A 25,625-nucleotide genomic window follows, 5' to 3' on the forward strand; every position below is an offset into this window, starting at 1 on the left:
CGTTTAACCAAAACAAAACAATATGCTTAAGGCCGCCACCATAGTATTACTGCTGCTTTTATTATTCCCCGCCTGTAAAAACGCACAGCGTGGTAATGATAATGTAATTGCACGCCCGGTAAATACCGCACACTTAAAAAACACCCCATTACCTATAGATGCTTCACTATTAGAAGAAGCCCCTAAAAATGTTCAGGCCTTTTATGCCGCTAACGGTACTACTACATTGTGGACTGACAAGGCTGATCGCCTTGCCCTTCAGGAAGCTATAAATGACATTGTAACTGATGGCCTTATGCCATCTGACTATAATATTGCCTATTTAAAAGAATTCGAAGCCCTTACCGCCATAAGCGAAGAAGAGTGCATGCGCTACGACATCCTTATGACAGAGTCGTTCGGTAAGCTGGCATCACATCTTTTTAAAGGAAAGCTAAAACCGTCGGGCGTATATTATGACTGGGCACTTTCTCCGAAAAAGATAGAGGTAAATACTTTACTTACCGAAGCCCTTAAAGACCACAGCATTAAAGAAGTTGTAGCACGTTGCAGGCCGCGCCATGTCATTTATGGAAGCCTTCGCGAGAGCCTCGCCTATCTAAACAACTTACCGGATGACAAGGATATCCCTCAAATAAAAATCACAAAATCGGTCACGCTTAATGATTCTACTGCAACCGTTGGCATCATAAAACAACGCCTTGCCTACTGGGGCGATCTGGATGCATCTGCTTCAGCAGGAACTATTTATGACAAGGCAACCTCTAAAGCGGTTAAAAAATTTCAGGAAAGGCATGGCATCGTTGCAGATGGCTCTGTTAACAACCGCACAGCCGACGCCCTTAACTTTAGCCGAAATGCCCGCAAAGAGCAGGTAATTGCCAATTTAGAGCGTTGGAGGTGGTTTCCGTACGACTTTGGCGAAAAAGCAATCGTAGTAAACATTCCTAACTACCGCCTTGCCGTGGTGGAAAACAATAAAGACACCGTAGCCACTTACAATGTGGTGGTTGGTAAGGCCGACAGGAGGAGCCCTGTATTGCATTCGGTACTCAGCGGGCTGGTCCTTAACCCAACCTGGACGGTGCCACCAACTTATTTAAGGAAAGACTTAACCCCGGCCGCTATTAAAGACACAGCGCATTTTGCCCATCTAAATATGAAAATTTACAGGGGGGATAAAGAAATACCCGTTGCCGAATGGGATTCGCTTAAACCCGACCATTATGTGTATGTGCAAAGCCCGGGAAGCCATAATTCGCTTGGGCAGATTAAGTTTAATTTCAGGAATGGGTTTAGCGTTTACCTGCATGACACCAACCACCGCGAATATTTTAAAAAGCCGTACCGTGCGCTTAGCTCAGGCTGTGTGCGTGTGCAGGATCCTTTAAAACTTGCAGGTTATGTGCTGGATAAAGAAGATGCCGGGTGGACAAAAGAAAAACTGGACGAATTGCTTGCCACTACCGACACACAGAATGTGGGACTAAAAAAAACCACCCATGTGCACCAGTTGTACTGGACCGCATGGATGGATAAAGGCGGGCTGCAATTTAGAAATGACATTTACAGCCTCGACAAAATGTTGTATGATAAATTAAGAAGCCAACGCTGATTTGGCAAAATATTTTTGTGTAGGGTGATAAATAAAAAGGCACGATCTGTCCTTTATCAAATCAATAACCTCTTTAGTTAAGTTAGTTGGCAAGGCAGGGCAACCCTGGCTTCTGCCAAGCCTGTGGTGCATTTGTATAAAGTTTTCGCTAACATAGTCGGCGGCATGTACTACCACTCCCCTGCTGCGCGCATTGCTGTTTATTCCCTGCTCTAAACCATCAAGGCGAAGCGACTGGCCATGCTTGCCATTATAAATTTCGCCGGTAGCATAAAAGCCAAGGCTGCTTTGGTTAGAAGAGTTATCGTTGCTAAAGGCATTGGCAAACTCATCACCACTATTGCGGCCGTGCGCCACAAGTGTATTGTATAATACGGTTTGTGTAGCCATATCTATAATCCAAAGTCTTTTTGTATTAGATGACTGACTAAAATCAATAACCGTTAAAAGGTCTTTTTTAATTTTGCCCTGTGCTTTAAGTGCTTTAAAACCTTTCATGGCTTTAGTAAAGCACGCAAATGCCGGCATGGTTGCAGAATGTGATTTAATTGTGTTGTAAACAGATTCTGTTTCGGTCATGGCATTGGTTTCGTTAGAAGCCATTGCTTTTGTGTTTTTTGGTGTTGTAGTGGTAAATGAAAAGAACAAAAATAAAATTGATGTAAAAAAATTGTAACCCATAATAATCTTGTAGTTGTGTGTTTAACCTGGTTGCTAAATAAGTTAATAAAACCTTAAAATCCAAAAGCAACTGTGTTAAAATCAAATATTTAACATTTTCATTTGGCAGGGATGCATACCTGTGCCGTTCTCACTTCATTATTTGTATAACGGGCTAAAAAAGAATGTTATTGCCTTTGGGTGTAATTTTTAACTAAAAAAATTAAAAGGCCGCGTTAACTTAACCCTAATAAAACACGAAATCTACCTATTTTATAGTAACTTTATCGCTTGTTTCGGCTTATATTAAGCAGAAACTATGCCAAAACGTTATAATTAATTGAAAATGAATAAAAAAGTTATCCTGATGATACTGGATGGCTGGGGAAAATCGCCCGACCCAAAAGTATCGGCTATAGACAATGCCAACGTTCCGTTTATAAATAGTTTGTATAAAGATTATCCAAGCGCACAGCTGCGCACCGATGGCCTTAACGTAGGCCTACCTGAAGGGCAAATGGGAAACAGTGAGGTTGGCCACATGAACCTGGGTGCCGGGCGCATTGTGTACCAGGACCTTGTAAAAATCAACCTTGCCGTACAGGACAAAACCCTGGAAAAAGAACCTGCCCTTGTAGCCGCTTTTAATTACGCTAAACAAAACAACAAAAAAGTGCATCTGCTTGGCCTTGTATCTAATGGTGGTGTGCACTCGCACATAGACCACCTTAAAGGGTTGGTTGATGCCACTAAAGATGCCGGTGTAAGCAACGTTTTCATCCATGCGTTTACCGATGGGCGCGACGTTGACCCTAAATCGGGTGTTGGGTTTATATCCGACCTTGAAAACCACCTGAAAAATACCGATGCTAAACTGGCAACTATTGTAGGCCGTTACTATGCAATGGACCGCGATAAGCGCTGGGAGCGTGTTAAACTCGCGTACGACCTTTTGGTTAACGGCGAAGGCACACCAAGCACTAATGCTGTAGACAGCATTCAGGATGCGTATAAAGAAGGCATTACCGATGAGTTCATAAAACCTATTGTAATGACCGAAGACGGCACAACGCCGCTTGCTAAAATTGAAGAAGATGATGTGGTTATCTTTTTTAACTTCCGTACTGATCGCGGCCGTGAGTTAACCGAAGTGTTATCGCAATTTGACGTTCATGAGCAAAACATGCACAAGCTTAAGCTGTACTTTGTTACGCTTACAAATTATGATGACACCTTTAAAGACATCCATGTTGTTTACGATAAAGACAATTTAACCGAAACCCTTGGCGAGGTGGTATCTAAAGCCGGTAAAAAGCAAATTCGTATTGCAGAGACTGAAAAGTACCCGCACGTTACGTTCTTCTTTTCAGGTGGCCGTGAGGAACCTTTTGAAGGTGAAACCCGCCTGCTTCGCAATTCGCCTAAGGTTGCTACGTACGACCTTCAGCCGGAAATGAGTGCTTTTGAACTTAAAGATGCTTTAGTACCGGAACTTGAAAAAGGCAAGGTAGATTTTGTATGCCTTAACTTTGCCAACGGCGATATGGTAGGCCATACCGGTGTTTTTGAAGCTGCTATTAAAGCCTGCGAAGCAGTAGATGCCTGCGTTAAAGAGGTTATAACCGCCGCCCTGGCAAATGATTACACCACTATAGTAATTGCCGACCACGGTAACTGCGAAACCATGATAAATCCTGACGGTAGCCCTAACACGGCCCACACTACGAATCCGGTGCCTATTATCCTGGTAGATAAAGAACTTAAACATGTTAAAGATGGCGTACTTGGCGATATTGCTCCTACCATCTTAGAGCTTATGGGCATTGCCCAACCGGAAGCCATGACAAGGCATTCGTTGGTATCATAATCTTAGATTTTTAGAATCTAAGCGTCTTAGAAACCTTAAACAGCCCCATCAGTTAAATTGATGGGGCTTTTTTGTTACAATTACCCCACATTTACCCAATATGCAACAGCGATTATCAGGTTTACAAATAAATGCGCATAATGTTGTACTTTTGTACCCGAAAAATTAGACACACATGATTATTCCAAAAACACGGGAACAGATAGAGTTAATGCGCGAGAGTGCACTTATAGTTTCTAAAACCCTTGGCATGATTGCCACCGAGATAAAACCGGGCGTTACTACCCTGCAGCTGGACCGCATGGCCGAAGAGTTTATTCGCGACCATGGCGCCGTACCTGGCTTTAAAGGTTTATACGATTGCCCAAGCACTTTGCTTACCAGCGTTAACGACCAGATCGTTCACGGGCTTCCTACCAACCGCCCTATTGAAGAAGGCGATATCGTATCGGTAGACTGTGGTGCCCTTAAAAATGAATATTATGGCGACCACGCTTATACTTTTGAAATTGGCGAAGTAGCCCCTGAAACTAAGAAACTGCTTCAGGTAACTAAAGAATCACTTTACGTGGGTATACGCGAGTTTAAAATTGGTAACCGTGTTGAAGACGTGGGCAGCGCCATACAGCGTTATACCGAAGCACATGGCTATGGTGTGGTTCGTGAGCTTGTAGGCCATGGACTGGGTAAAAAAATGCACGAAGGCCCCGAAATGCCTAATTATGGCAAGCGTGGCCGCGGTAAATTATTTGTAGAAGGCCTTGTGGTTGCTATTGAACCAATGATAAACATGGGAACTAAAAACATACGCCAGCTTAAAGACGGCTGGACGATCGTAACCCGCGATGGTAAGCCAAGCGCCCACTTTGAGCATGATGTTGCTCTTATTGATGGCAAGCCGGAACTGCTTAGTACTTTTGCTTATGTATATAAAGCTCTTGGTATTGTGAGTGATGAAGAGAATGAATTCAGGAGGGAACCTTTAGCGGTTTAATAACTTGAATATAGTTTTTCAGACACGAATTACACAAATTTTCACGAATTATGTCATCCATACTGTTTAAAGAAGAGGCTTTTGAAATAATCGGGCTTTGCATGGAGGTTCATTCACATTTAGGTAAAGGCCATAATGAAATTGTTTATAAAGATGCTCTTCAGTATGAATTCTTTAAAAATAATATTCCATTTGTACGTGAACAGAAATTTGAAATAATTTATAAAGATGTAATATTGCCTCATCATTATTTTGCTGATTTTATAGTTCATGATTACATCATACTGGAAGTAAAAGCAATAGAAACACTTCATAAAAGCCATATTAAGCAAACACTGAATTATTTAGCAGCATCAAGATTAAATTTAGGGCTACTCGTAAATTTTGGAGAAGATAGTTTAATTCACAAAAGGGTGATTTTATAATTTGTGAAAATTTGTGTAATTCGTGTCAAAAAAACCTTTGTGCCTTCTTTGCGAATCTTTGCGAAATATTTTCTTAAAATGAAGAAACTTTTTAAACTCATACTCAACACCATTCCCCGCCCGCTGCTTATACGCTTAAGCTATGTGGCGCGCCCAATGCTGGCGTTTGCCCTTAAAGGGAATACCTATACCGACCCGATAGACGGTAAAAGCTTTAAAAACTTTTTACCTTATGGCTACGGGCACCAGCGCAATAATGTACTGGCTCCGGGTACGCTTTCATTAGAGAGACACCGCCTGTTATGGCTGTATCTTAACAATGAAACCGACTTTTTTACGGCTCCTAAAAAGGTACTGCATTTTGCCCCAGAACAGGCCTTTTACAAACGCTTTCGTAACCAGAAAAACCTGGATTATACAACAACCGACCTGTATTCACCCCTGGCGGATGTGAAGGCCGACATCTGCAACCTGCCATTTAAGGATAATGAGTACGACCTGATACTATGCAACCACGTATTAGAGCATATACCTGATGACACCAAAGCTATGCAGGAACTGTACCGGGTGCTTAAACCGGGCGGTATGGCAATACTGCAAATTCCGCAGGATTTAAAAAGGGAAACTACGTTTGAAGATAATACTATTGTTGACCAAAAAGAACGGGCGCGTATTTTTGGACAATACGACCACGTGCGTGTTTACGGCCGTGATTATTTTGATAAACTTCGCAGTATAGGCTTTAGGGTAGTTGAAGAAGATTACACTAAAAAGATACCGGCACAAGATGTAGAACGCTATTGTTTAGCCAAAGGGGAGATAATCCCGGTGTGTTTTAAAGATTAATTGCTTCAAAAATATACGACACTAATTTCACTAATTTATTCAAAACAACAATTACTGAAATTCAGATAAAACAAACCCCGGCAGGAATATCCTGACGGGGTTTCTCAATTTAAAAACAAAAGAAAAAATTATTTCGTTTCAGGCATAAGTATGCCTATAACTTTATCTTTAGTAAGGTATTTTTTAGCAACTTCCTGAACTTCTTTAGCGGTAAGTCCGTTTACTTTGCCCTCTACTACAAGGATATCATCGGGGCTGATACCGTTAATGTAAGCCCTTTCAAAATTATCCATCCAGTATTTATTCTCTTTAATCTCTTTTTTGTATTCAAGAAGCTCCGCTTCTTTGTACTTGGCAAGATCTTTAGCCTCTGGGCCGTTATCTATAATTTTTTGAAGTTCCCTAAGGGCAGAAGCTGTAAGCTTTTCGGCATTATCTGGCCCGCATGGGAAACCTATATTAAAGCTATAAGAGCCATAAGGCACTTTGCCCATGCTACCGTTAGCACTTATACCATATACGCCACTTTCGTTCTCCCTAAGCTCTTCAATAAGCTTAATGGTAAGTATCTCGCCCAGTGCATTCATGGCAAGCGCCTCTTTAGGACTATATGATGCTTCGCCATAATACATGATCCTTACATTACTCTTAGGGTCAGAACCCTTATTGATGATCTTTTTGTGCTCGCCTTTTATCATGCGGTAGCCAAGATCGGTAGCTTTTTCTTTTTTATCGCTGCCCGGTAACGATGCAATGTATTTAGATGCAAACGCTTCTATAGCCTTGTCATCTATGTTACCCACAAAATAAAATTCAAAGTCGGCTGCATTGGCAAAACGCTCTTTGTATTTGTTGTAAGCCAGCTCATAATCAGTTTCGGCCCATGATTTCTCCGTTGGGATAAATCCGTTAAACCTTGGGTTATCCTTGTAAAGGAAACCATAAAGCTCCTGCTGGAAATAAAAGTTAGGCTGCGATGCCATGTTGTTATAAAACGCCGACTGCTTTTGCTTGTAGCTGTTAAACGCGTCTTTATCAAGATTAAGATCGGTAAAATAGGCATATACCATTTGGAACAGGTACTCTAAATCTTTAGGGGTAGCGTTACCGCTTAAACCCTCGGTAGTGCCGCCGATGTATGGGTATACCTGAGCAATTTTACCCGTCATGAATTTATTAATATCATTAAGCTTAAGTCCGCTAAACCCGGCCTCGGTTAAAGCCCCGTTAGCAAACTGAACCTTTTTAACATCGGTATTGTTGTACAGATTACTTCCGCCAAAACTTACCGCCTCAAAAAGAACCTCATCATTTTTAAAGTCGGTTTTTTTGTAGGTAACCTTAGCGCCATTGCTTAGCGTTAAAGTACTAGTACCCAGTTTAGCATTGCTTTCTTTTTTAGTAATGCTGCCCGGCTTAACGTCGTTACGCAGCAGGCTGGTAGCTGTGGCAACATCTTCGTAAGCTGTTAAATTATCGGTGCTTGCGTTTAGTATTTTAAGCACATCCTGCTCAGTTGGCTGCTTAAGGCCGTCTTTTTGCGGACCCGTTAGCACAACAACCCTGTTATCAGGCTTAATATAATCTTTAACCAGCTTGTTAATATCTTCTATCTTTACAGCCGGCAGTAATTTTTGCATGGCAGCAAACGTCCACTCAATGCCCGGTGCAGGTTCCTGCTCAAGGAAGTTAGCCTGGTACTCCCCTACAAAGTTTTCCGATTCTGTTTTATCCCTGTCGTTATACTGGCTTTCCATCTGGGCTGTAAACTCGGCTTTAGCCCTTTCAAGCTCGCCGGCTGTAAAGCCAAACTTACGTACCCTTTCGTTCTCGTCTACAAGCACTTTAAGCGCATCAAGCTGCTTGTCTTCCTGCATCATTGCGAACGACTGGTACGCCTCTTTAGTACGCGCCCATGTACCACCGTGATAGGTATATCCGTAAGTAAACGGAGGATTAGGAGCATTGGTAAGCTCGTTTAACCTGTTGTTAAGCATTGTAGAGAAGAGCCCCTCGTTAATATAATCTTTAAAATCGTTTATAGTAACCAGTTTTTTAGGATCGGTGTAATCTTTATAAATAAGCTGAACCCTTGAGTACGAAGCTTCTTTATCACTTTCTACCGACACCAAAGTTTCTTTGTGGTTGGGTACATCAAAAGTTTTCCTTGGCTTTTCGTTCTTAGGATTTTTGTACGACCCAAAGTGGTCCTGGATTTTTTTCTCCATAGCGGCCACATCAATATCGCCCACCACAATAACCGCCATAAGATCCGGCCTGTACCAGTCTTTATAAAACTGTGTGATCTTTTCGTACTTAAAGTTCTCAAGTATCTCTTTTTGCCCAATAGGCAAACGGTTCGCATAATGAGATTTGTACATCATTTTAGGCATAAAGTGGTTCATCATCCTCTTTTCTGCCCCAAGGCCTATGCGGTATTCCTCTAATACTACGCCACGTTCTTTGTCAATTTCTTCGGGTGTAAGCACGGCATTAAAAGCCCAGTCTTCAATAACCTGAAAGCCTTTTTCCAGCTTTTCGGGGCTATCACTTGGTATGGGTAAAAAGTACACTGTTTCATCAAAACTGGTGTAGGCGTTTAGGTGCTGGCCAAACTTTACGCCTATGCTTTGCAGGTAATCTACAAGGGCATTTTTAGGAAAACGTTTGGTACCGTTAAAGCACATGTGCTCCATAAAGTGAGCAAGGCCCTGCTGGTCGTCATTTTCCAGGATAGAACCGGCGTTAATAACAAGCCTAAGATCTACTTTGTTTTCGGGCTTGGCATTTTTCCTAATGTAATAGGTAAGTCCGTTTTTAAGTTTCCCCGTTTTTACATTCGGGTCAAACGGAATGGGGTCGGTTCCCCGGAGTTCCTGTGCGGTACCAAGAAGTGGTGCAGCGGCAAGAAACATCCACATAGTAAGGTGTTTCATAATGTGATTGGTTTATAAATTGGTTTTATTGAAACTGAGAAAATTCTTATTTATTGTAAATTTTAACATTCAACTATAAATTTAGTTATTCTATAAAAGCAAACAGCCGTGAGCTTTATAATAATATTAGTTATCTTTACGTTGTCGAATAAAACAATCAAAAATGATACAACCCGCTTACCGGTTAGTTGCTTTTGCCTTTTTAGTGTCACTATTATCTTTTAATGCCTTTACACAGGTACAGCAGGAAATAGCCCCTCCTTATAACATTAAAACGGTATCGTTTACAAAACAGGGTGAAAATGTTTTCCCTTACTTTAAGCTAAGCGATATCATACAATTGTCTTTTGATGACCTTTTTGGCAACGAAGCCAACTATTATTATACCATCACACATTGTAATTATGACTGGACACCCAGCAGCCAGCTAACCGTTAACGATTATATTGAGGGTTTTGACAACCAAAGAATACAGGTCTACGAAAACTCGTTTAACACCCTGCAGGTTTACTCGCGTTATACCCTCACCTTCCCTAATAAATTTACGCGCTTATTGCTAACAGGCAACTACATAATAAAAATTTTAAACGAAGACCGTGAAGTGGTTTTTACCCGAAAGATCATTGTTTACGACGATCAGGTTAGCGTACCGCTACAGGTAAAACGAGCCCGCGATATGGATGTGATACAGGAAAAACACAACCTTGATTTTGCTATTAAAACACAGGCTTTTAACTTTCAGAGTCCGCTGCAAAATGTAAAGATCGCTATATTTCAAAACGGGCGTTTTGATAATGCCATTTATAACGTTAAGCCTCAATATACCATTGGCAACGACCTTATTTATAAGTACGATAAAGAAACACAGTTTTGGGCCGGTAACGAGTATTTGTACTTTGATAATAAAGACATAAGGAATGCCGTAAACAATATTGCCCGTATTACTGCCGGGGATATTTACAATACCATTTTATATACTAATGATGCACGGTCGAGCAAAGGGTATACGTTTTTCCCGGATGTTAACGGCAACTTTCAGAATAAGAACATCAACCTGAGCGTAACCAACCAAAATTTAGAATCGGATTACTCATGGGTATTTTTTAAGCTGAGCGCCCCGGCGTTTTACGAGAAGAAAGATATTTATATAGGTGGCATGTTTAATAACTATGCCAAGACCGATGAGTATAAGTTAGAGTACGACGAAAAAACAGCTACTTACAGTAAAGCTATAATGATAAAACAGGGCTTTAATAACTTTATGTACATTACTGCCAATAAAAACGGCAATGTAGATGGCGAACACGCTGTAGATGGCAATTATTACCAAACCGAAAACGATTATAACATTTTTGTATACTATAGGCAAAACAACGAGCGTTATGACAGGGTAATAGGCCGTGGCAACGCCAACTCAGAAAATATTATCAACTAATATGCAAAGAGTTAAAATTAAATTCGGGTTAATTTAATACTTGTAATTTAAGCCTGCACTAATTAATTTTGTATTTTTGCTCTGCATTAGAGCCTGTAAACCAATAGCAGCATGGTATCACAAATAACAAGAGGCATAAAAATATCGGTATCTACCAGTTTTGAAGGCACGTACTTTAAAAACTACAGGATTCAGTTTGCTTTTAGCTACGAGATCACCATTGAGAATCAAAGCAAAGATTCTGTACAGCTAAACACCCGCCACTGGGAAATTTACGATTCTTTAAACGATATCGAAATTGTAGATGGCGAAGGTGTTATTGGCAAAAAACCCGTGCTTAAACCCGGCGAAAAACATACCTACAGCTCTGGTTGCCTTTTGGCATCGCCTTTTGGAGCCATGAGAGGTTATTTTAGCATGATCAATTTTACCAGCACCCGCAACTTTAGGGTAATAGTACCTACTTTCAGGCTTAGCGCCCCTTTCGCACTGAACTAATAATTATTACTTCCCAAAACAACTCCTTTTAGTTTTTAATCAGCATATTGCGTTTTTTGCTGCTGTATCTTCAAATACAGTCTGCATAATTCTTTGTATATTTGCAATGCTTAAAAATTTAATCCTTTAAAACACTTTATATCATGCCAAAAGGAATTTACAATGTACCTAAAGCTATTAACGAACCGGTTAAGGGTTATGCCCCCGGCAGTAAAGAAAGAGAACAGGTACTTGCTACATTTAAAGAACTTTACAGCACTACTGTAGATGTGCCGTTGTACATAGGTGCCGAGGAAATACGCACCGGAAAAACCAAAACCATCAACCCGCCTTTTGATCATAAAAAAGTAGTGGGCACGTATCACGAAGCCGAAAAACACCATATAGAAAAAGCTATTGCAACTGCTCTTGCAGCAAGGCAGCAATGGGTTAACCTTTCATGGGAGCAAAGGGCATCAATATTTTTAAAAGCTGCTGAGCTTTTAGCCGGGCCATACCGCGCTAAAATAAACGCTGCCACCATGATAGCCCAGGCTAAAACGGTGCACCAGGCCGAGATCGATTCAGCTTGTGAGTTTATCGACTTCCTGCGTTTTAACGTAGAGTTTATGTCACAGATTTATGCAGAGCAGCCGGTATCGAGCGAAGGAATCTGGAACCGTTTAGAGTACCGTGCTTTAGAAGGTTTTGTATATGCTGTTACACCGTTTAACTTTACGGCTATTGCGGGTAACCTGCCTGCGGCACCGGCCCTCATGGGTAACGTGGTAGTTTGGAAACCAAGTGCATCGCAAGTTTACAGCGCCAACGTAATTATGGAAGTATTTAAACTTGCCGGATTACCCGATGGTGTTATAAACATGGTACATGGCAACCCGGTTATGATTACCGATACGCTTTTGGCAAGCCCTGATTTTGCAGGTATCCATTACACAGGTTCAACCTCTGTATTTAACGATATCTGGGCTAAAATAGGGCAGAACATCTCTAAATATAAAACCTACCCAAGAATAGTAGGCGAAACAGGCGGTAAAGACTTTGTTGTGGCTCACCCATCATCTATTCCGGCTCAGGTTGCAACGGCTCTTACAAGGGGCGCATTTGAGTACCAGGGTCAGAAATGTTCGGCTGCATCAAGAGCTTACATTCCGCAGTCTATATGGCCTGCTGTTAAAGAGCATTTGGTTAATGATATTAAATCATTTAAAATAGGTTCTCCGGAAGATCCTACTAACTTTATATCGGCAGTGATACACGAAGGTTCTTTTGATAAGCTGGCTAAATACATTGATGCTGCAAAAGCTGCACCGGATGCCGAAATTATAGCCGGTGGCACCTACGACAAATCTATAGGCTGGTTTATAGACCCAACCGTTATTGTTACAACTAATCCTAATTACGATACGCTTTCTACTGAATTATTCGGACCTGTATTAACCATTTATGTTTTTGAAGATGCTAAATGGGCAGAAACCCTTAAACTGGTAGACGAAACATCGCCATACGCGCTTACCGGGGCAATATTCAGCCAGGACCGCTATGCTATAGAAGAAGCTGCTAAAGCGTTAGAGAACTCAGCCGGTAACTTCTATATTAACGATAAGCCAACAGGCGCCGTTGTAGGCCAGCAGCCATTTGGTGGCGCAAGGGCATCGGGTACTAATGATAAGGCAGGTTCTGTCCTAAACCTTTACCGTTGGGTATCGCCACGCACTATTAAAGAAACATTGGTTCCACCAACAGATTACAGGTATCCTTTCCTGGGGTAATCCTTTTATAAATATCAACTCAAAACGCCTGACACTTAGAATGTCGGGCGTTTTTATTTTCTGTAGAGACGCAATGCTTTGCGTCTCGGGTGATGTTATAGAAGACGCAAGGCATTGCGTCTCTACACCTTATACTTCATCCCTAAATGCACCACTTTCTTCGTTTCAAAAAACTCATCTGAAAAATAATCGGAAAGATCAAATAATGTAACTTTCTGAAATACTGCAAGCTCCTCGGTAAGGTCGCCGCCCTTTAGGTAAAGTATTCCGTTTGGCAATTCATGGTTCTGGGCTTTTTTAACCTTGCCACGCACCCACTTAACGAAGTCGGGCATATTGGTAACAGCACGGCTCACAATAAAGTCAAACTCCTCGTCTATGTTTTCGGCACGTTTTTGTTCGGCACGAACGTTTGTAAGTCCAAGGGCTTCGGCCACGCCTTTTACCACTGTTATTTTTTTAGCAATAACATCTACAAGATAAAAATTAACTTCAGGAAACAGTATAGCCAGCGGGATCCCGGGGAAACCGCCACCGGTGCCAACATCTAAAATAGTTGCGCCCGGCATAAAGGGCATAACCTTTGCAATACCTAAAGAGTGCAGTACGTGCTTGGTATAAAGCGCATCGATATCTTTGCGTGATATTACATTTATTTTTGCATTCCAGTCTTTGTACAGCGCTTCAAGGCTGGCAAACTGCTTTAGCTGCGTTTCGGTAAGATCAGGAAAATACTGTATTATTTCCTCCATTATTTTAAATTTTTGACAAAAGTAATCATTTCCGTTATGAAATTTTACCCTATTTTTATCGTTTACCTTTTGATTAATAATTACCTTTGAAACCAAGATTGCAACAACTTATGAATGTAAATCCTCCAGTTTTTTCGAAAACCGACTCATTAAAATTCTTCCGGACGCTTACTAAACGCGTTAACGACTATTTTAAGGATAATAACCTTAAAAAAACCGGTAACTGGAAGCTGCACCTAAAAACCATCATAATGTTCTCGTTGTACCTGGCTCCCTATTTTGTGTTATTAACACTGCACTTACCGGCCTGGGCACAGTTGCTGCTTACCATTATTATGGGTGTGGGCATGGCGGGCATAGGCATGAATGTTATGCACGATGCCAACCACGGGTCGTACTCCGGTAAAAACTGGCTTAATAAAATAATGGGCGGCAGTATGTACCTGCTTGCCGGCAATGTAAACAACTGGCAGGTGCAGCACAATGTTTTGCACCATACGTATACTAACATTCATGGGCATGATGAGGATCTTGAAGCCGGACGTATTATCCGTTTCTCTAAATCGGCGGACTGGATGTGGATTCATAAATTTCAGCACTATTACTCTATTTTCCTTTACGGACTCCTAACCTTTAACTGGGCTATTACTACCGATATTAAACAAATGAGACGCTATATTAAACGTGGCTTATCGTACGGAAAATTTCAAAGCCCCGTAAAGCAATGGACCATATTGGTTATTACTAAAATTATTTACGTTTCGGTTTGGTTAGTGTTACCAATGGTATTGGGCATAACCTGGTGGAAGGTACTAATAGGCTTTTTCGTGATGCACTATGTTGCAGGGTTAATATTAAGTGTTGTTTTTCAGTTGGCACATATTGTAGAAGAAACCGACAACCCAACACCTAACGAACTCGGCGAAATGGAAAATACCTGGGCCATACACCAATTGTACACCACAGCTAATTTTGCTACTAAAAACCGTTTTGTAAACTGGTTTACGGGTGGCCTTAACCACCAGATAGAGCACCATATTTTCCCTAATATAAGCCACGTGCATTATAAAAAATTATCTGAGATAGTAAAGCAAACGGCACGCGAGCACAACCTGCCTTACCATGAGTTTAAAACCATGAGGGGGGCTATTGCGGCACACTTTAAGCATCTTAAAGAACTGGGTATGGAACCCGCATTAAATTAAATAAATTTAAAACCACTATACAACAATGAGCGCGCTTTCAGACAGGATTAATAACTTATCTACATCGCAAACACTTGCAATGGCTGCAAAAGCCAGGGAACTTAAAGCACAGGGTAAAGACATTATAAGCCTTAGTTTAGGTGAACCCGATTTTAATACCCCCGATTTTATTAAAGAGGCTGCCATACAGGCCATACACGATAATTACAGCACGTACTCCCCTGTAGACGGTTACGCAGAGCTTAAGGATGCTATTTGCCGCAAGTTTAAACGCGATAACAATCTTGACTATAAGCCATCGCAAATTGTTGTTTCTACCGGAGCCAAGCAATCGCTTTACAACCTTTGCCAGGTGTTGCTAAACCCAGGCGATGAGTGTATACTGCCTGCCCCATACTGGGTAAGCTATGCTGAAATGGTTAAAATGGCCGAGGCCAACCCTGTAGAAGTACCTACTACTATAGAGAGCGACTTTAAAATAACACCGGCACAGCTTGAGGCGGCTATTACACCAAAAACCAAGCTTATTATGTTCAGTTCGCCTTGTAACCCAAGCGGATCTGTTTATAATGAAGCCGAGCTTACTGCCCTTGCACGTGTGTTAGACAACTACCCTAACATATATGTAGTAAGCGATGAGATATATGAGCACATTAACTTTTCGGGCAATTTTTGCAGTATAGCAACTATTCCGGGTATGTTTGATAAAACCATTACCGTAAACGGTGTAGCTAAAGCTTTTGCCATGACCGGCTGGAGGATAGGCTACATTGGCGGTCCCGAATTTATTGCTAAAGCCTGTACTAAAATGCAGGGCCAGGTAACAAGCGGTGCCAACAGTATTGCACAGCGTGCTACCATTACTGCGGTAGATGCAGATCCTGCTGTGTTAAAAGATATGGTCGCTGCATTCCACAGCCGTAGAGATTTAGTTGTTGGTTTGCTAAAAGAAATTCCGGGTGTTAAGATAAATGTTCCTGAAGGTGCGTTTTACGTTTTCCCTGATGTATCTTCTTTCTTTGGAAAAACATTACGAGGCGTTGAAATCAAAAATGCCGACGACCTTTCTATGTACCTTTTAGAGCACGCTAATGTTGCTACTGTAACCGGCGATGCTTTTGGTAACCCGGACTGTATTAGGTTCTCTTACGCTACCAGCGAAGAAATTTTAACCGAAGCATTAAAACGAATAAAAGAGGCATTAGCCGCTTAATTATACAGAGGGTCCCGCAATAGCGGGACTTTTTTAATTCAAATAGGTTGTTATCTTTTATAAATAGAAAATAATTTATTTATGTACATTATTTTGTACATTTGCAAGTACATACTTCACAATATGAAAACGATAAGCGTAACTGATTTGAGGAAAAATCTAAAAGAAACACTTGATAGTGTAAGCAGTAATAATCAGGAAATTATTGTGCACCGCCCTAATAATGAGGATGTTGTAATAATATCGTTAGCTGATTATAATTCGCTTAATGAAACATCTTACTTATTATCATCAGAAAAAAACAGGGAACGGCTTTTATTAGGTGTCAATCAGGTAAAGCAGGGTAAAACTACCAAAATAAACCTGGATGAGCTTTAGTATTGAATTTACTGAAACTGCTTTAGAGGATTATAATTTTTGGAAGAAAACGAATAATATTCAGGTTCTTAATAAAATTAAATCGCTTTTAGCCAACATGAAGGATACGCCATTTACTGGCATCGGGCAACCCGAAGCTTTACGGCATGAGCTAAACGGCTATTATAGCAGGAGAATAAATAAAGAACACCGTATTGTATATACCGTAGACAACACTATTATATATGTAGTTCAGCTACGGGGTCATTATTAATCAAACACATCATATAAAATATATAATGCAAAAAAAGATAGTACTATTAGGATCGGGAGAATTGGGTAAAGAATTTGTAATTGCCGCACAACGTATAGGCCAAACCGTTATTGCGGTAGACAGCTATGCCAATGCACCCGCTATGCAGGTTGCCCATGGTTTTGAAGTGATCAACATGCTTGACGGCGATGCCCTTGATGCTGTTATTGCCAAACACAACCCTGATTTTATAGTTCCGGAAATTGAGGCCATCCGTACCGAGCGTTTTTACGATTACGAGAAACAGGGCATTACAGTAGTGCCATCGGCTAAGGCAGCCAACTTTACCATGAACCGTAAAGCCATACGCGACCTGGCAGCGAAAGACCTGGGGCTTCGCACCGCTAACTATCGTTACGCAACATCGGCTGAAGAGCTTCAAAAAGCTGTTGCCGAAGTAGGCATACCATGTGTGGTTAAGCCATTAATGTCGTCATCAGGTAAAGGGCAGAGCACTATTAAAACACAGGAGGACATTGAGAAAGCATGGAAGTATGCCGTTGAGGGTTCCCGTGGCGATGTGGTAGAGGTTATTGTGGAGGCATTTGTGAATTTTAATTCGGAGATTACCCTGCTTACCGTTACGCAAAACAACAACCCAGCCCTGTTTTGCAGCCCTATTGGCCACCGCCAGGAGCGCGGCGATTACCAGGAAAGCTGGCAGCCTGCCAATGTTACTGATGCTGCCCTTGCTGAAGCCCAGGACATGGCCCGTAAAGTTACCGAAGCCCTTGGTGGTGCAGGTATCTTTGGTGTAGAATTTTTCCTTACGGATGAAGGTGTGTATTTCTCTGAACTATCGCCACGCCCGCATGATACCGGCATGGTCACCCTTGCCGGCACACAAAATTTTAATGAATTTGAATTGCACTTACGTACGATATTAAGCCTGCCAATAGCAGAAATTACTCTTGAAAAAGCCGGTGCAAGTGCTGTTATATTAGCAAGCGATACCAGCGACAGCCCTACATTTAGCGGTGTAGAAAAAATCGCGGCCCTGCCTAAAACCGATTTCAGGTTGTTTGGCAAGCCTACCACACGCCCTTATCGCCGTATGGGTGTAGCGCTTGTTAGCGATACAGTAGCTACACCCGTTGAAGGCATTGTTGAGAAAGCTAAAGCGGCTGCGGCATTGGTAACGGTAAATCCAAAATAACATACATCGTTGTTTTATAATATCAAAACTGTACTTTTACAAAAAATAACAAACCTATTTTATGAAAAAAATATTTTCGATCATTGCATTCATGTCAATGGCCATGCTTGTATCATGTAACGATGCACAAAGTAAAGCTGAGAGCACCGCAAAAAGCTTTTTAGAGGCTAATGCCAATGCTGATTTTGCCGAAGCAAAAAAATATTGTGATGCTAACGCCGCCATGATGATAGGCATGCTGGAAGGCATGATAGATGCCGCTAAAAAAGAAGAAATTAAAAGCAAGGATATTAAAATAAACATAATATCAACCGAAGTTAAAGATAACACAGCGGTCGTAAAATATAAAGTAGTAAGCAAAGGCAGCCCTGAAACTTCAGAAAAACAGCTTGACCTTATTAAAGAAGGCGAAGACTGGAAAGTTACCCTTGGTAATAAAACTCCAAATGGAAGTACAGCGCCAACTGCGCCTGCACCATCGGCTGAAGCGCCTGCAACAGCTCCTGCTCAGTAGTATATTGGATTTATAAAACACAAAACGCTGCCCCTATTGGCAGCGTTTTTTATGATTTATATTTAAAACGTCAGTTTACTTCCCTCCTAACTTTAAGTTATCAAAGGTAGAAACGTCTATCACTTCTTCGTTATCTAAATCAAATGAAATAGTAATGCTGTCGCCTACCTGTGTTACCGGCAGCTCATTACTAAGCTGCGATGAACCGATAAATATTTTAGGAGATCCCTGCACGGTAAAGTAGTAAAAACTGTTGCCATTTTTAATATCGCTTTGTATACGGGTTACAACATTTTGTAAAGTTTTGCGGTTGGCCTGTGCCGTAGGGTTAATACGGTTACCGGCCATGTTAAACACATTTTTATAGCTCATAAGTGTTTCGCGCATTGTGTTGCCCACGCCCACAATGGTATAATCGCCTATTGCAACCATAGCATACATTTTTACGAGTCCGCCGCCGTCTTTTAGCGTCATAACATATGTTGGGATGTTGTTTATGTTGTACGGGATAGGCAATGAGGCTTTATACCCTTTTTCCTGCACCTTACCTTCGGCAGACCGTTGTGCCGCATACTCTGTAGCACCGCTTTGGTTGTACATGGTAGCCTCTTTAGTGCGGGTATCTACAAGCATAAACCCAACGGCCGATTCTTCCTTACCAACAGATGATACTCCGGTGTACCAATATGACCTGTTGTCGTGGCCATACACAAGCGTTAGGCCTTCGGTAATCATAAGCTTGTCCTCATTACTAAAGTTCCAGTAGCCGTGTACATATTCGCCCCAGTCGGCCAGTTGCTCCTCAATAAATTCTATTGGCTGAATGCGGTCTATCCACGCAGGTACTTTATCAATACTGTATTCTTTAATATCGCCGGTTTGCGCATCAACCGTAATAATACCTGTGGCATCGTTACCGGCAAAGCTAATTTTTTTACGATATTTTGTAACTACCCAATAGGGCTTACCCTGCTCGTCTATTTCAAAATTATAATCGGCAAGTCCGGTAGCTTCATAACCACTAAAATAAAGGTGGCGCTGTATTTCGTCTCCAAAAAACGCATTAGGCTGAAACCTTACTTTAAGGTCTTTCCCGCCAAGATCCTGCACAAGCTTAACATCACGCTCATTTGTGGCACTTACCATTACATAACCTTCAGTACCGGCGGTATTGTTAAGCCATTTAAAAAATCCTGAATGCAGTAAAGGCGCAACCCAGTACAGTTGGTCGTTAACTTTCTGAATAAAAAATTCGCCAAGTTCGGCTTTGCTGCCCAATGCAGGGTCAGATCCTAATATTTTTTCACCCAACAGGGTGGCAAGTTCTTCATCAACCACGCGAATACGGTCTAACGATATAGGTGCTATGTGGTTGGTTATCTTTTCACCTTTGTGTACTTTACCTATCATACCTCTGTAAGCATCACTCCTAAAGATGGGCGCAGTGGTTACTAACGGCACAATTGTAATATACAGCAGTATAACAACTATACCTATAAGCGGTATGCGGTGCCATTTTGTAAATTTAAATGTGGTTTTACCGGCTTTCATTTCCGGCCTTATGGTTATGGCTATGCTTAAAACAAACAATACCAAAAGCATAATTGGCAACTGCATAAACCCATAATTAATAACGGGCATACCAAAATACAGGAATAAAAATGCTAAAAAAGCCAATGGCAATACAAATAAATATTTTTTCATTTTAGGTGGTTTTGGTATATTAGTCGGTATTGTTGCATAAAGTTACAGGGAAATATTTAAGATTTTTTATTTAAGATTTAAAGTGAGTGATATTAAATGAACGGCTTAAGAGAACAGATGGCTTTCTTATGTAAAAGGTTAGGCAAATCCGGTTCATTTTTTTTTAACATGTATATCGGTCAAAAATAGGTTTGCAGGATATTTATGTAAATCTTTACCACACAATTACTATTTTTGTTGTAATTACCCTAATTACTTTATATGAAGCTGCTGATTGTTGAAGACGAACCCAATTTGTTATCGGTTATCCGAAAGGGTTTATCTGAGAAAAACCATGACGTTAGTGCCGCGTTGGACGGCACCACAGCGCTGGAAATGATTGCTGAAACCTCTTTTGACGTTATTGTTTTAGATGTAATGCTACCTGATATTAATGGAATAGAAATTTGCCGCAGGCTTAGGGCAGCGGGTAATTTTGTGCCAATATTGATGCTAACCGCACTTAACAGCAGCGAAAATATTGTGGCGGGCCTTAACACAGGCGCCGATGATTATATGGCCAAGCCCTTTAGGTTTACTGAGCTTGAAGCGCGTATAAATGCCCTTGCACGCCGCGCATCGCAGGAGCATAAAACTCCGGAGACTATTACAATAGAAGATCTTACCATAAACCTTCGCACTAAAACCGTAAGCCGCGGCGAAGACACAATAGCGCTTACCGCCAAAGAATTTGGACTTTTGTATTATTTAGCAAAGAATACTAAGACCATACTATCGCGCGAAAAGATACTGGATAACGTTTGGAACATTAATTTTGACATGAATACTAATGTGGTAGATGTTTACATTAATTACCTGCGCAATAAAATTGATAAACCGTACCCTAACAAGCTCATTCATACTATTAAAGGGTTAGGCTATGTGCTTAAAGCATAACGCATGCAGATAAAAAAAAAAATAACCATTACTTATGTAGCGCTTTCGGGCGTAAGCACGTTGCTGCTGTGCATAGTGGTGTTTTTTCTTTTTAAACGCAATAACGAATATTATTTTGTTAAGCGGCTGGTAGACAGGGCAAAGATAGTTGCATCGATACATTACCAGGAAGACCCCGAAAAGGCCAATTATTACCGTGCGCTTAAAGAAAATGGCCTGCCGGAGCTTATAGATGAGCATGAGTATGTGCTTAAGGTAAACGGGCCTGATTCTTTTGAATACAATACCGCCCTTAACCTGCCTCCTGAATTTTATAGTGACGTTATGAAAACCGGAAGCGGCTGGTTTGCCGAAGGCTACACGTATTATTACGCCCAAATATTTAACGAGAACGGACTTAAGTATATGGTTATAGTATCGGCAAAAGACCGGCGGGGCAATACTACAACTTTGTATATTTTAAGGATAATGTTATTTGGCGGACTTGCATTCCTGTTGCTTGCTTACTTTTTAGGCCGGTTCCTTGCCCGCAGGGTTATTAATCCGGTAGCACGCATAACTAAGGAGGTTAACCGCATTAGTGCGTCTAACCTGCATAATCGGCTACCGATGCCCGATGCCGATGAGTCGGACGAAATATACGAACTTACCAAAACGTTTAATAATATGCTTGACAGGCTGGAGACAAGTTTTGAAATCCAGGCCAACTTTATAAACAACGCATCCCACGAGCTTAAAACTCCTATAACTACCATAATTGCCGAGACTGAAATAGCGCTTCTTAAAGAACGCGACCCCGGCGAATATGAGGAGGTACTTACTAATATACACCAGCAGGCAACGCGCCTGGGCAATCTTACCGAAAGCCTGCTGAAGCTTACACAAACCGGTTACGACGGTCAGAAACAGGTTCAGGATATCGCCCGCCTTGATGAATTGCTTATTGATGTGAAAGCCGATCTTGACAGGCTGTATCCTAACAACCGCGTTACCTTAAGGCTTAACGATATGCCAGACGACCAAAAACTGCTTAAACTGCCATGCAACCGTGCCTTGTTAGAACTCGCTATTGGCAATATTATAAGCAACGGGGTTAAGTACAGTAACAATGAAGAAGTTTTTGTAAACCTAAAGGCTAACGATGTTGGCATTCATATTTCTATTAGTGATATTGGTATTGGTATACCACCCGAAGATATTCCGCATTTATACGAGCCATTCTTTAGGGGCAAAGAAGCATCCCGGTATAATGGCTATGGCCTTGGCCTCCCTCTTGCCATGAAAATTATCCGTATGCATAATGGTAACCTTACCGTACAGTCAGAACCCGGTAAAGGCACCGTAGTATCTATTATTTTTTATCGTGAAAAATTTGATCCTAAAAACCTTATCGTCAATGTTAGAAAATCTAACGGATAATCTAAGGAAAATCTAATTCAAATTTAAACCCACTCTAATGTTGTAGTAGTTAATTTGTAGTGTATCAAGCAATTTACACTATGAAAAATATACTCATACCCACTATTCTTGAAGCCGATACGGTGGGCGCTGTTAAAACGGCCGCCAAACATGCATCAGGACAAAATTGTGCCGTTGTATTGATGTTATTGTGCGATGTGCCCGATACGTATTCAGCTGGCTACCTGCTGCAAAAAATAACTCCCGGTTATACTGCAGCACAGTCAGCCGTGCTTAACAAATGCAAAGAAATTATAAAAAATACTCCAAACTGCGTATTGCAGGTACATATTCAGCATGGTATATCGGCACCTTTACTCAAAGGGCTTATAGAACACAAGGGTATTGGCCTAACTATACTAACAACTTCCTATAAGCAGGAGCAGCAAAAAATACACCGCTACTGCACTGCATTGCTTTTAAACAGTAAGTGCCCTTTGTTACATCTTGGGCAAAACTGTACGGGCCAGCTGCTTAGCAAAGCTATGTATCTGGAACAGGAAAAAACCACAGTGGGTTTGCAGGAAGTTCAGGACATGATTAACGACCGTTTTAGTTTTACCATTGTAAGCCGTGCCATGCTTGCCAGCGAACAGGACCCCGAAGACCTTGCGCCCATGCTTGCCGAAGCAATTTTTAAGAATGATATTGACGTACTTGTAGAAACACGGAAGCCTGAAAAAGTTAAGCTTAACAGGAAAAGCCATTCCGTTGTAAACGAAGCTTTGGGTATGCCAGTATTATCGCTTTACGAAGGGGTTTTATAATCATGTCTATTAACAATTAAAGAGAAGATTATGCTGCTAAATAAACGAATACCCATGTCTTATGTGCTGGGCAAAATAAAGATAGAATTGGCGCTCGTTATAGTATATGCACTGGGTTTTGAAGTTGTACACCATTTTTACCATGCTATATCTATAAATATTCCTATTGCTGTGCCTACTATTATAGGTACAATTATATCGTTACTGCTTGCATTTAAAAGCAACCAGGCTTATGACCGTTGGTGGGAAGCCCGTATTGTATGGGGTGGTATTGTAAACGACTCCAGGTCGTTGCTGCGCCAGGTAATTGTATTTTACAAAGACCCTGATTTTTCTATAGAAGCTAACGATTTTAAAGAAGGCTTTGCTAAAAGGCAGGCTGCATGGTGCTATTCGCTCGCCCAGGCGCTGCGTGGTAAAGACCCGGTTAAGCCTATTAAAACATTATTAAATGAAGACGAATTGCGCTTTGTAAAGAACCACAAGCATGTGCCTAATGCATTATTAATGCTGCATGGCAAAGAACTTAAAAAAGCATTAGAGGAGGGCAAGCTAAACGTATACCAGCAGGTAGAGATAGATAATACCCTAACGCGTTTGTGCGACTCTATGGGCAAGTGTGAGCGTATTAAAAACACCATTTTCCCAACCACATATAGCATGTATATAAGGTTTACGCTTTGCCTGTTCCTTATACTGCTGCCTTTTGGGCTTACCGATTATTTAGGATGGCTGCAAATACCGGTTGTGGCAACTATAGGCGCAGCGTGTTTTCTTATTGAAAAAATGGCGATACACCTGCAGGATCCGTTTGAGAATCGCCCTACCGATACGCCTATGATATCAATATCCAACAATATAGAAAATAACCTGATGCAAATGGTTAACGAGTACCGGGACGAATTTGCGCCGGAAGATGCTCCTAAAGAACCTAACCTTCATCATATACAACCTGTTAAGAATGCCTATTTTGTTTTGTAGTTTATAATTGTTTTACAAGCCTTAAGTTTTGTGTTTTCCGGCCTGTTCCGGGTAGTTATGTATGGTTGCCGCCCTTGTTATACAGGGGCGGTTTTTTGTTTATTACCATCAAATCATCAATTGTTAGCAATCCCGCAAAAAACATTATTTTTGCAGTCACAAACAGCAAAAAACAAAATTAAGATATGAAAGCATATGTATTTCCGGGTCAGGGTGCCCAGTTTACCGGTATGGGTAAAGAGCTTTATGAAAGTTCTGCCGAGGCGAAGGAATTATTTGAAAAAGCTAACGATATACTGGGTTTTCGCATTACCGATATTATGTTTGAAGGTACGGCCGACCAGCTTAAAGAAACCCGTGTAACACAGCCTGCGGTTTTTTTACACTCGGTTATATTGGCAAAAACATTAGGCGACAGCTTTAAGCCGGAAATGGTTGCAGGCCACTCGTTAGGGGAATTCAGCGCGCTTGTGGCTGCCGGAGCCTTAACTTTTGAGGACGGACTTAAACTGGTTTCGCAACGTGCCCTTGCCATGCAAAAGGCCTGCGAAATAACTCCCAGCACTATGGCCGCCGTTCTTGGCCTTGAAGATAATGTAGTAGAAGAGGTTTGCGCACAAATAGATGGCGTTGTAGTTCCTGCCAACTATAACTGTCCCGGCCAGCTTGTAATATCCGGCGAAACAACAGCGGTAGAAGCTGCCTGCGAAGCCATGAAGGCTGCCGGCGCTAAAAGGGCGCTGATACTGCCTGTGGGCGGTGCTTTCCACAGCCCTATGATGGAGCCTGCCCGCGAGGAGCTTGCTGCTGCCATAGAGCAAACTACTTTTACCAACCCAATTTGCCCAGTATACCAAAACGTACCTGCAACCGCAGTTACAGATGCCAATGAAATTAAGCGTAATCTGATCATTCAGCTTACTGCCCCTGTAAAATGGACACAGAGTGTACAAAACATGATTGCCGATGGCGCTACCCTGTTTACAGAAGTTGGCCCGGGTAACGTACTGCAAGGCCTTGTAAAAAAAATAAACAAAGAAGCAGAGACAGCTTCGGCGGGAGCATAATTTAAGTTTTCAGCCTGCCTGTTAGTAAACAGGTCTAAGTGATCAGTTTTCAGATACAGCTAATCCCCATTATAATCGTAATGGGGATTTTTTATGTAACTAAATCATCAATAAACATAATTACAAGCAACCTTTTAACAATTGCACCATCTGCTAA

General features: G+C 41.4%; 23 protein-coding genes. 19 read left to right on the forward strand and 4 right to left on the reverse strand.

Features of this window, described 5'->3' with window-relative positions; translation table 11 throughout:
• The first annotated feature begins 22 nt into the window (after positions 1 to 22).
• Entirely contained in the window at positions 23 to 1,615 is a 1,593-nt protein-coding gene (locus tag FMM05_RS04020) for a L,D-transpeptidase family protein (protein ID WP_143372053.1), read from the forward strand.
• On the opposite strand, the gene FMM05_RS04025 is transcribed toward FMM05_RS04020, so the two are convergent.
• Positions 1,598 to 2,218: a murein L,D-transpeptidase catalytic domain family protein gene (locus FMM05_RS04025; RefSeq protein ID WP_317129558.1), complete on the reverse strand. Its 621-nt coding sequence runs from the start codon at positions 2,216 to 2,218 to the stop codon at positions 1,598 to 1,600. The two genes, FMM05_RS04020 and FMM05_RS04025, sit on opposite strands and share 18 nt — an antisense overlap.
• 403 nt (positions 2,219 to 2,621) lie before the next feature.
• Between FMM05_RS04025 and gpmI the strand changes: the two genes are divergently transcribed.
• The 4 genes from gpmI to FMM05_RS04045 all read left to right on the forward strand — a co-directional run bounded on the left by gpmI (position 2,622) and on the right by FMM05_RS04045 (position 6,407).
• The gene (gene gpmI / locus FMM05_RS04030; protein ID WP_143372055.1) at positions 2,622 to 4,142 is read left to right on the forward strand and encodes a 2,3-bisphosphoglycerate-independent phosphoglycerate mutase; all 1,521 of its coding nucleotides are present in this window, start codon (positions 2,622 to 2,624) and stop codon (positions 4,140 to 4,142) included.
• Positions 4,143 to 4,317: 175 nt separating this feature from the next.
• Positions 4,318 to 5,136: a type I methionyl aminopeptidase gene (gene map / locus FMM05_RS04035; RefSeq protein ID WP_143372056.1), complete on the forward strand. Its 819-nt coding sequence runs from the start codon at positions 4,318 to 4,320 to the stop codon at positions 5,134 to 5,136.
• A gap of 50 nt (positions 5,137 to 5,186) precedes the next feature.
• Positions 5,187 to 5,561 carry a GxxExxY protein gene (locus FMM05_RS04040; RefSeq protein WP_143372057.1) on the forward strand — a complete coding sequence of 125 codons (375 nt, stop codon included), beginning with the start codon at positions 5,187 to 5,189 and terminating at the stop codon, positions 5,559 to 5,561.
• A gap of 78 nt (positions 5,562 to 5,639) precedes the next feature.
• Positions 5,640 to 6,407 carry a class I SAM-dependent methyltransferase gene (locus FMM05_RS04045; RefSeq protein WP_143372058.1) on the forward strand — a complete coding sequence of 256 codons (768 nt, stop codon included), beginning with the start codon at positions 5,640 to 5,642 and terminating at the stop codon, positions 6,405 to 6,407.
• A 128-nt stretch (positions 6,408 to 6,535) separates the two neighbouring features.
• Here the strand turns inward: FMM05_RS04045 and FMM05_RS04050 are convergent, their stop codons facing one another.
• Positions 6,536 to 9,343, reverse strand: coding sequence for a M16 family metallopeptidase (locus FMM05_RS04050; RefSeq protein WP_143372059.1), 2,808 nt, complete (start codon positions 9,341 to 9,343; stop codon positions 6,536 to 6,538).
• Between the two features lie 163 nt (positions 9,344 to 9,506).
• Here FMM05_RS04050 and FMM05_RS04055 point away from each other — a divergent pair, with 163 nt between their 5' ends.
• The 3 genes from FMM05_RS04055 to pruA all read left to right on the forward strand — a co-directional run bounded on the left by FMM05_RS04055 (position 9,507) and on the right by pruA (position 13,045).
• The gene (locus FMM05_RS04055) at positions 9,507 to 10,778 is read left to right on the forward strand and encodes a type IX secretion system plug protein (RefSeq protein ID WP_143372060.1); all 1,272 of its coding nucleotides are present in this window, start codon (positions 9,507 to 9,509) and stop codon (positions 10,776 to 10,778) included.
• Positions 10,779 to 10,889: 111 nt separating this feature from the next.
• Positions 10,890 to 11,276, forward strand: a complete 387-nt coding sequence (apaG, locus tag FMM05_RS04060; protein ID WP_026991277.1) for a Co2+/Mg2+ efflux protein ApaG — start codon at positions 10,890 to 10,892, stop codon at positions 11,274 to 11,276.
• A 143-nt stretch (positions 11,277 to 11,419) separates the two neighbouring features.
• Positions 11,420 to 13,045: an L-glutamate gamma-semialdehyde dehydrogenase gene (pruA, locus tag FMM05_RS04065; RefSeq protein ID WP_143372061.1), complete on the forward strand. Its 1,626-nt coding sequence runs from the start codon at positions 11,420 to 11,422 to the stop codon at positions 13,043 to 13,045.
• Between the two features lie 122 nt (positions 13,046 to 13,167).
• Here the strand turns inward: pruA and rsmG are convergent, their stop codons facing one another.
• Positions 13,168 to 13,797 (reverse strand): 16S rRNA (guanine(527)-N(7))-methyltransferase RsmG, encoded by a 630-nt coding sequence (gene rsmG, locus FMM05_RS04070; RefSeq protein WP_143372062.1) that lies wholly within the window; start codon positions 13,795 to 13,797, stop codon positions 13,168 to 13,170.
• Positions 13,798 to 13,907: 110 nt separating this feature from the next.
• Between rsmG and FMM05_RS04075 the strand changes: the two genes are divergently transcribed.
• The 6 genes from FMM05_RS04075 (at position 13,908) to FMM05_RS04100 (ending at position 18,555) form a co-directional block, all read left to right on the forward strand.
• Complete coding sequence (locus FMM05_RS04075; RefSeq protein ID WP_143372063.1) at positions 13,908 to 15,002, forward strand: fatty acid desaturase family protein; 1,095 nt, start codon at positions 13,908 to 13,910, stop codon at positions 15,000 to 15,002.
• A gap of 25 nt (positions 15,003 to 15,027) precedes the next feature.
• Entirely contained in the window at positions 15,028 to 16,215 is a 1,188-nt protein-coding gene (locus FMM05_RS04080) for a pyridoxal phosphate-dependent aminotransferase (RefSeq protein WP_143372064.1), read from the forward strand.
• 123 nt (positions 16,216 to 16,338) lie between these two features.
• Positions 16,339 to 16,593 carry a type II toxin-antitoxin system Phd/YefM family antitoxin gene (locus FMM05_RS04085; protein ID WP_143372065.1) on the forward strand — a complete coding sequence of 85 codons (255 nt, stop codon included), beginning with the start codon at positions 16,339 to 16,341 and terminating at the stop codon, positions 16,591 to 16,593.
• Positions 16,583 to 16,846 carry a Txe/YoeB family addiction module toxin gene (locus tag FMM05_RS04090; protein ID WP_143372066.1) on the forward strand — a complete coding sequence of 88 codons (264 nt, stop codon included), beginning with the start codon at positions 16,583 to 16,585 and terminating at the stop codon, positions 16,844 to 16,846. The genes FMM05_RS04085 and FMM05_RS04090 overlap by 11 nt, the downstream gene beginning before the upstream one ends.
• Positions 16,847 to 16,871: 25 nt before the next feature.
• The gene (purT, locus tag FMM05_RS04095; RefSeq protein WP_143372067.1) at positions 16,872 to 18,041 is read left to right on the forward strand and encodes a formate-dependent phosphoribosylglycinamide formyltransferase; all 1,170 of its coding nucleotides are present in this window, start codon (positions 16,872 to 16,874) and stop codon (positions 18,039 to 18,041) included.
• 61 nt (positions 18,042 to 18,102) lie between these two features.
• Positions 18,103 to 18,555, forward strand: coding sequence for a nuclear transport factor 2 family protein (locus FMM05_RS04100; RefSeq protein ID WP_143372068.1), 453 nt, complete (start codon positions 18,103 to 18,105; stop codon positions 18,553 to 18,555).
• A gap of 75 nt (positions 18,556 to 18,630) precedes the next feature.
• Here FMM05_RS04100 and FMM05_RS04105 read toward each other — a convergent pair whose 3' ends face one another.
• A complete protein-coding gene (locus tag FMM05_RS04105; protein ID WP_143372069.1) occupies positions 18,631 to 20,259 on the reverse strand; it encodes a hypothetical protein in 1,629 nt (542 codons plus the stop codon).
• 261 nt (positions 20,260 to 20,520) lie between these two features.
• Here FMM05_RS04105 and FMM05_RS04110 point away from each other — a divergent pair, with 261 nt between their 5' ends.
• The 5 genes from FMM05_RS04110 to fabD all read left to right on the forward strand — a co-directional run bounded on the left by FMM05_RS04110 (position 20,521) and on the right by fabD (position 25,468).
• A complete protein-coding gene (locus FMM05_RS04110; protein WP_143372070.1) occupies positions 20,521 to 21,195 on the forward strand; it encodes a response regulator transcription factor in 675 nt (224 codons plus the stop codon).
• A 3-nt stretch (positions 21,196 to 21,198) separates the two neighbouring features.
• Positions 21,199 to 22,614 carry a sensor histidine kinase gene (locus FMM05_RS04115; protein WP_143372071.1) on the forward strand — a complete coding sequence of 472 codons (1,416 nt, stop codon included), beginning with the start codon at positions 21,199 to 21,201 and terminating at the stop codon, positions 22,612 to 22,614.
• 80 nt (positions 22,615 to 22,694) lie between these two features.
• Positions 22,695 to 23,420 carry a hypothetical protein gene (locus FMM05_RS04120; RefSeq protein ID WP_143372072.1) on the forward strand — a complete coding sequence of 242 codons (726 nt, stop codon included), beginning with the start codon at positions 22,695 to 22,697 and terminating at the stop codon, positions 23,418 to 23,420.
• A gap of 30 nt (positions 23,421 to 23,450) precedes the next feature.
• Positions 23,451 to 24,401 (forward strand): bestrophin family protein, encoded by a 951-nt coding sequence (locus FMM05_RS04125; RefSeq protein WP_143372073.1) that lies wholly within the window; start codon positions 23,451 to 23,453, stop codon positions 24,399 to 24,401.
• A gap of 185 nt (positions 24,402 to 24,586) precedes the next feature.
• A complete protein-coding gene (fabD, locus tag FMM05_RS04130; protein WP_143372074.1) occupies positions 24,587 to 25,468 on the forward strand; it encodes an ACP S-malonyltransferase in 882 nt (293 codons plus the stop codon).
• Positions 25,469 to 25,625 lie beyond the last annotated feature (157 nt).

It is taken from the genome of Flavobacterium zepuense (assembly GCF_007097145.1).
Lineage (GTDB): Bacteria > Bacteroidota > Bacteroidia > Flavobacteriales > Flavobacteriaceae > Flavobacterium > Flavobacterium zepuense.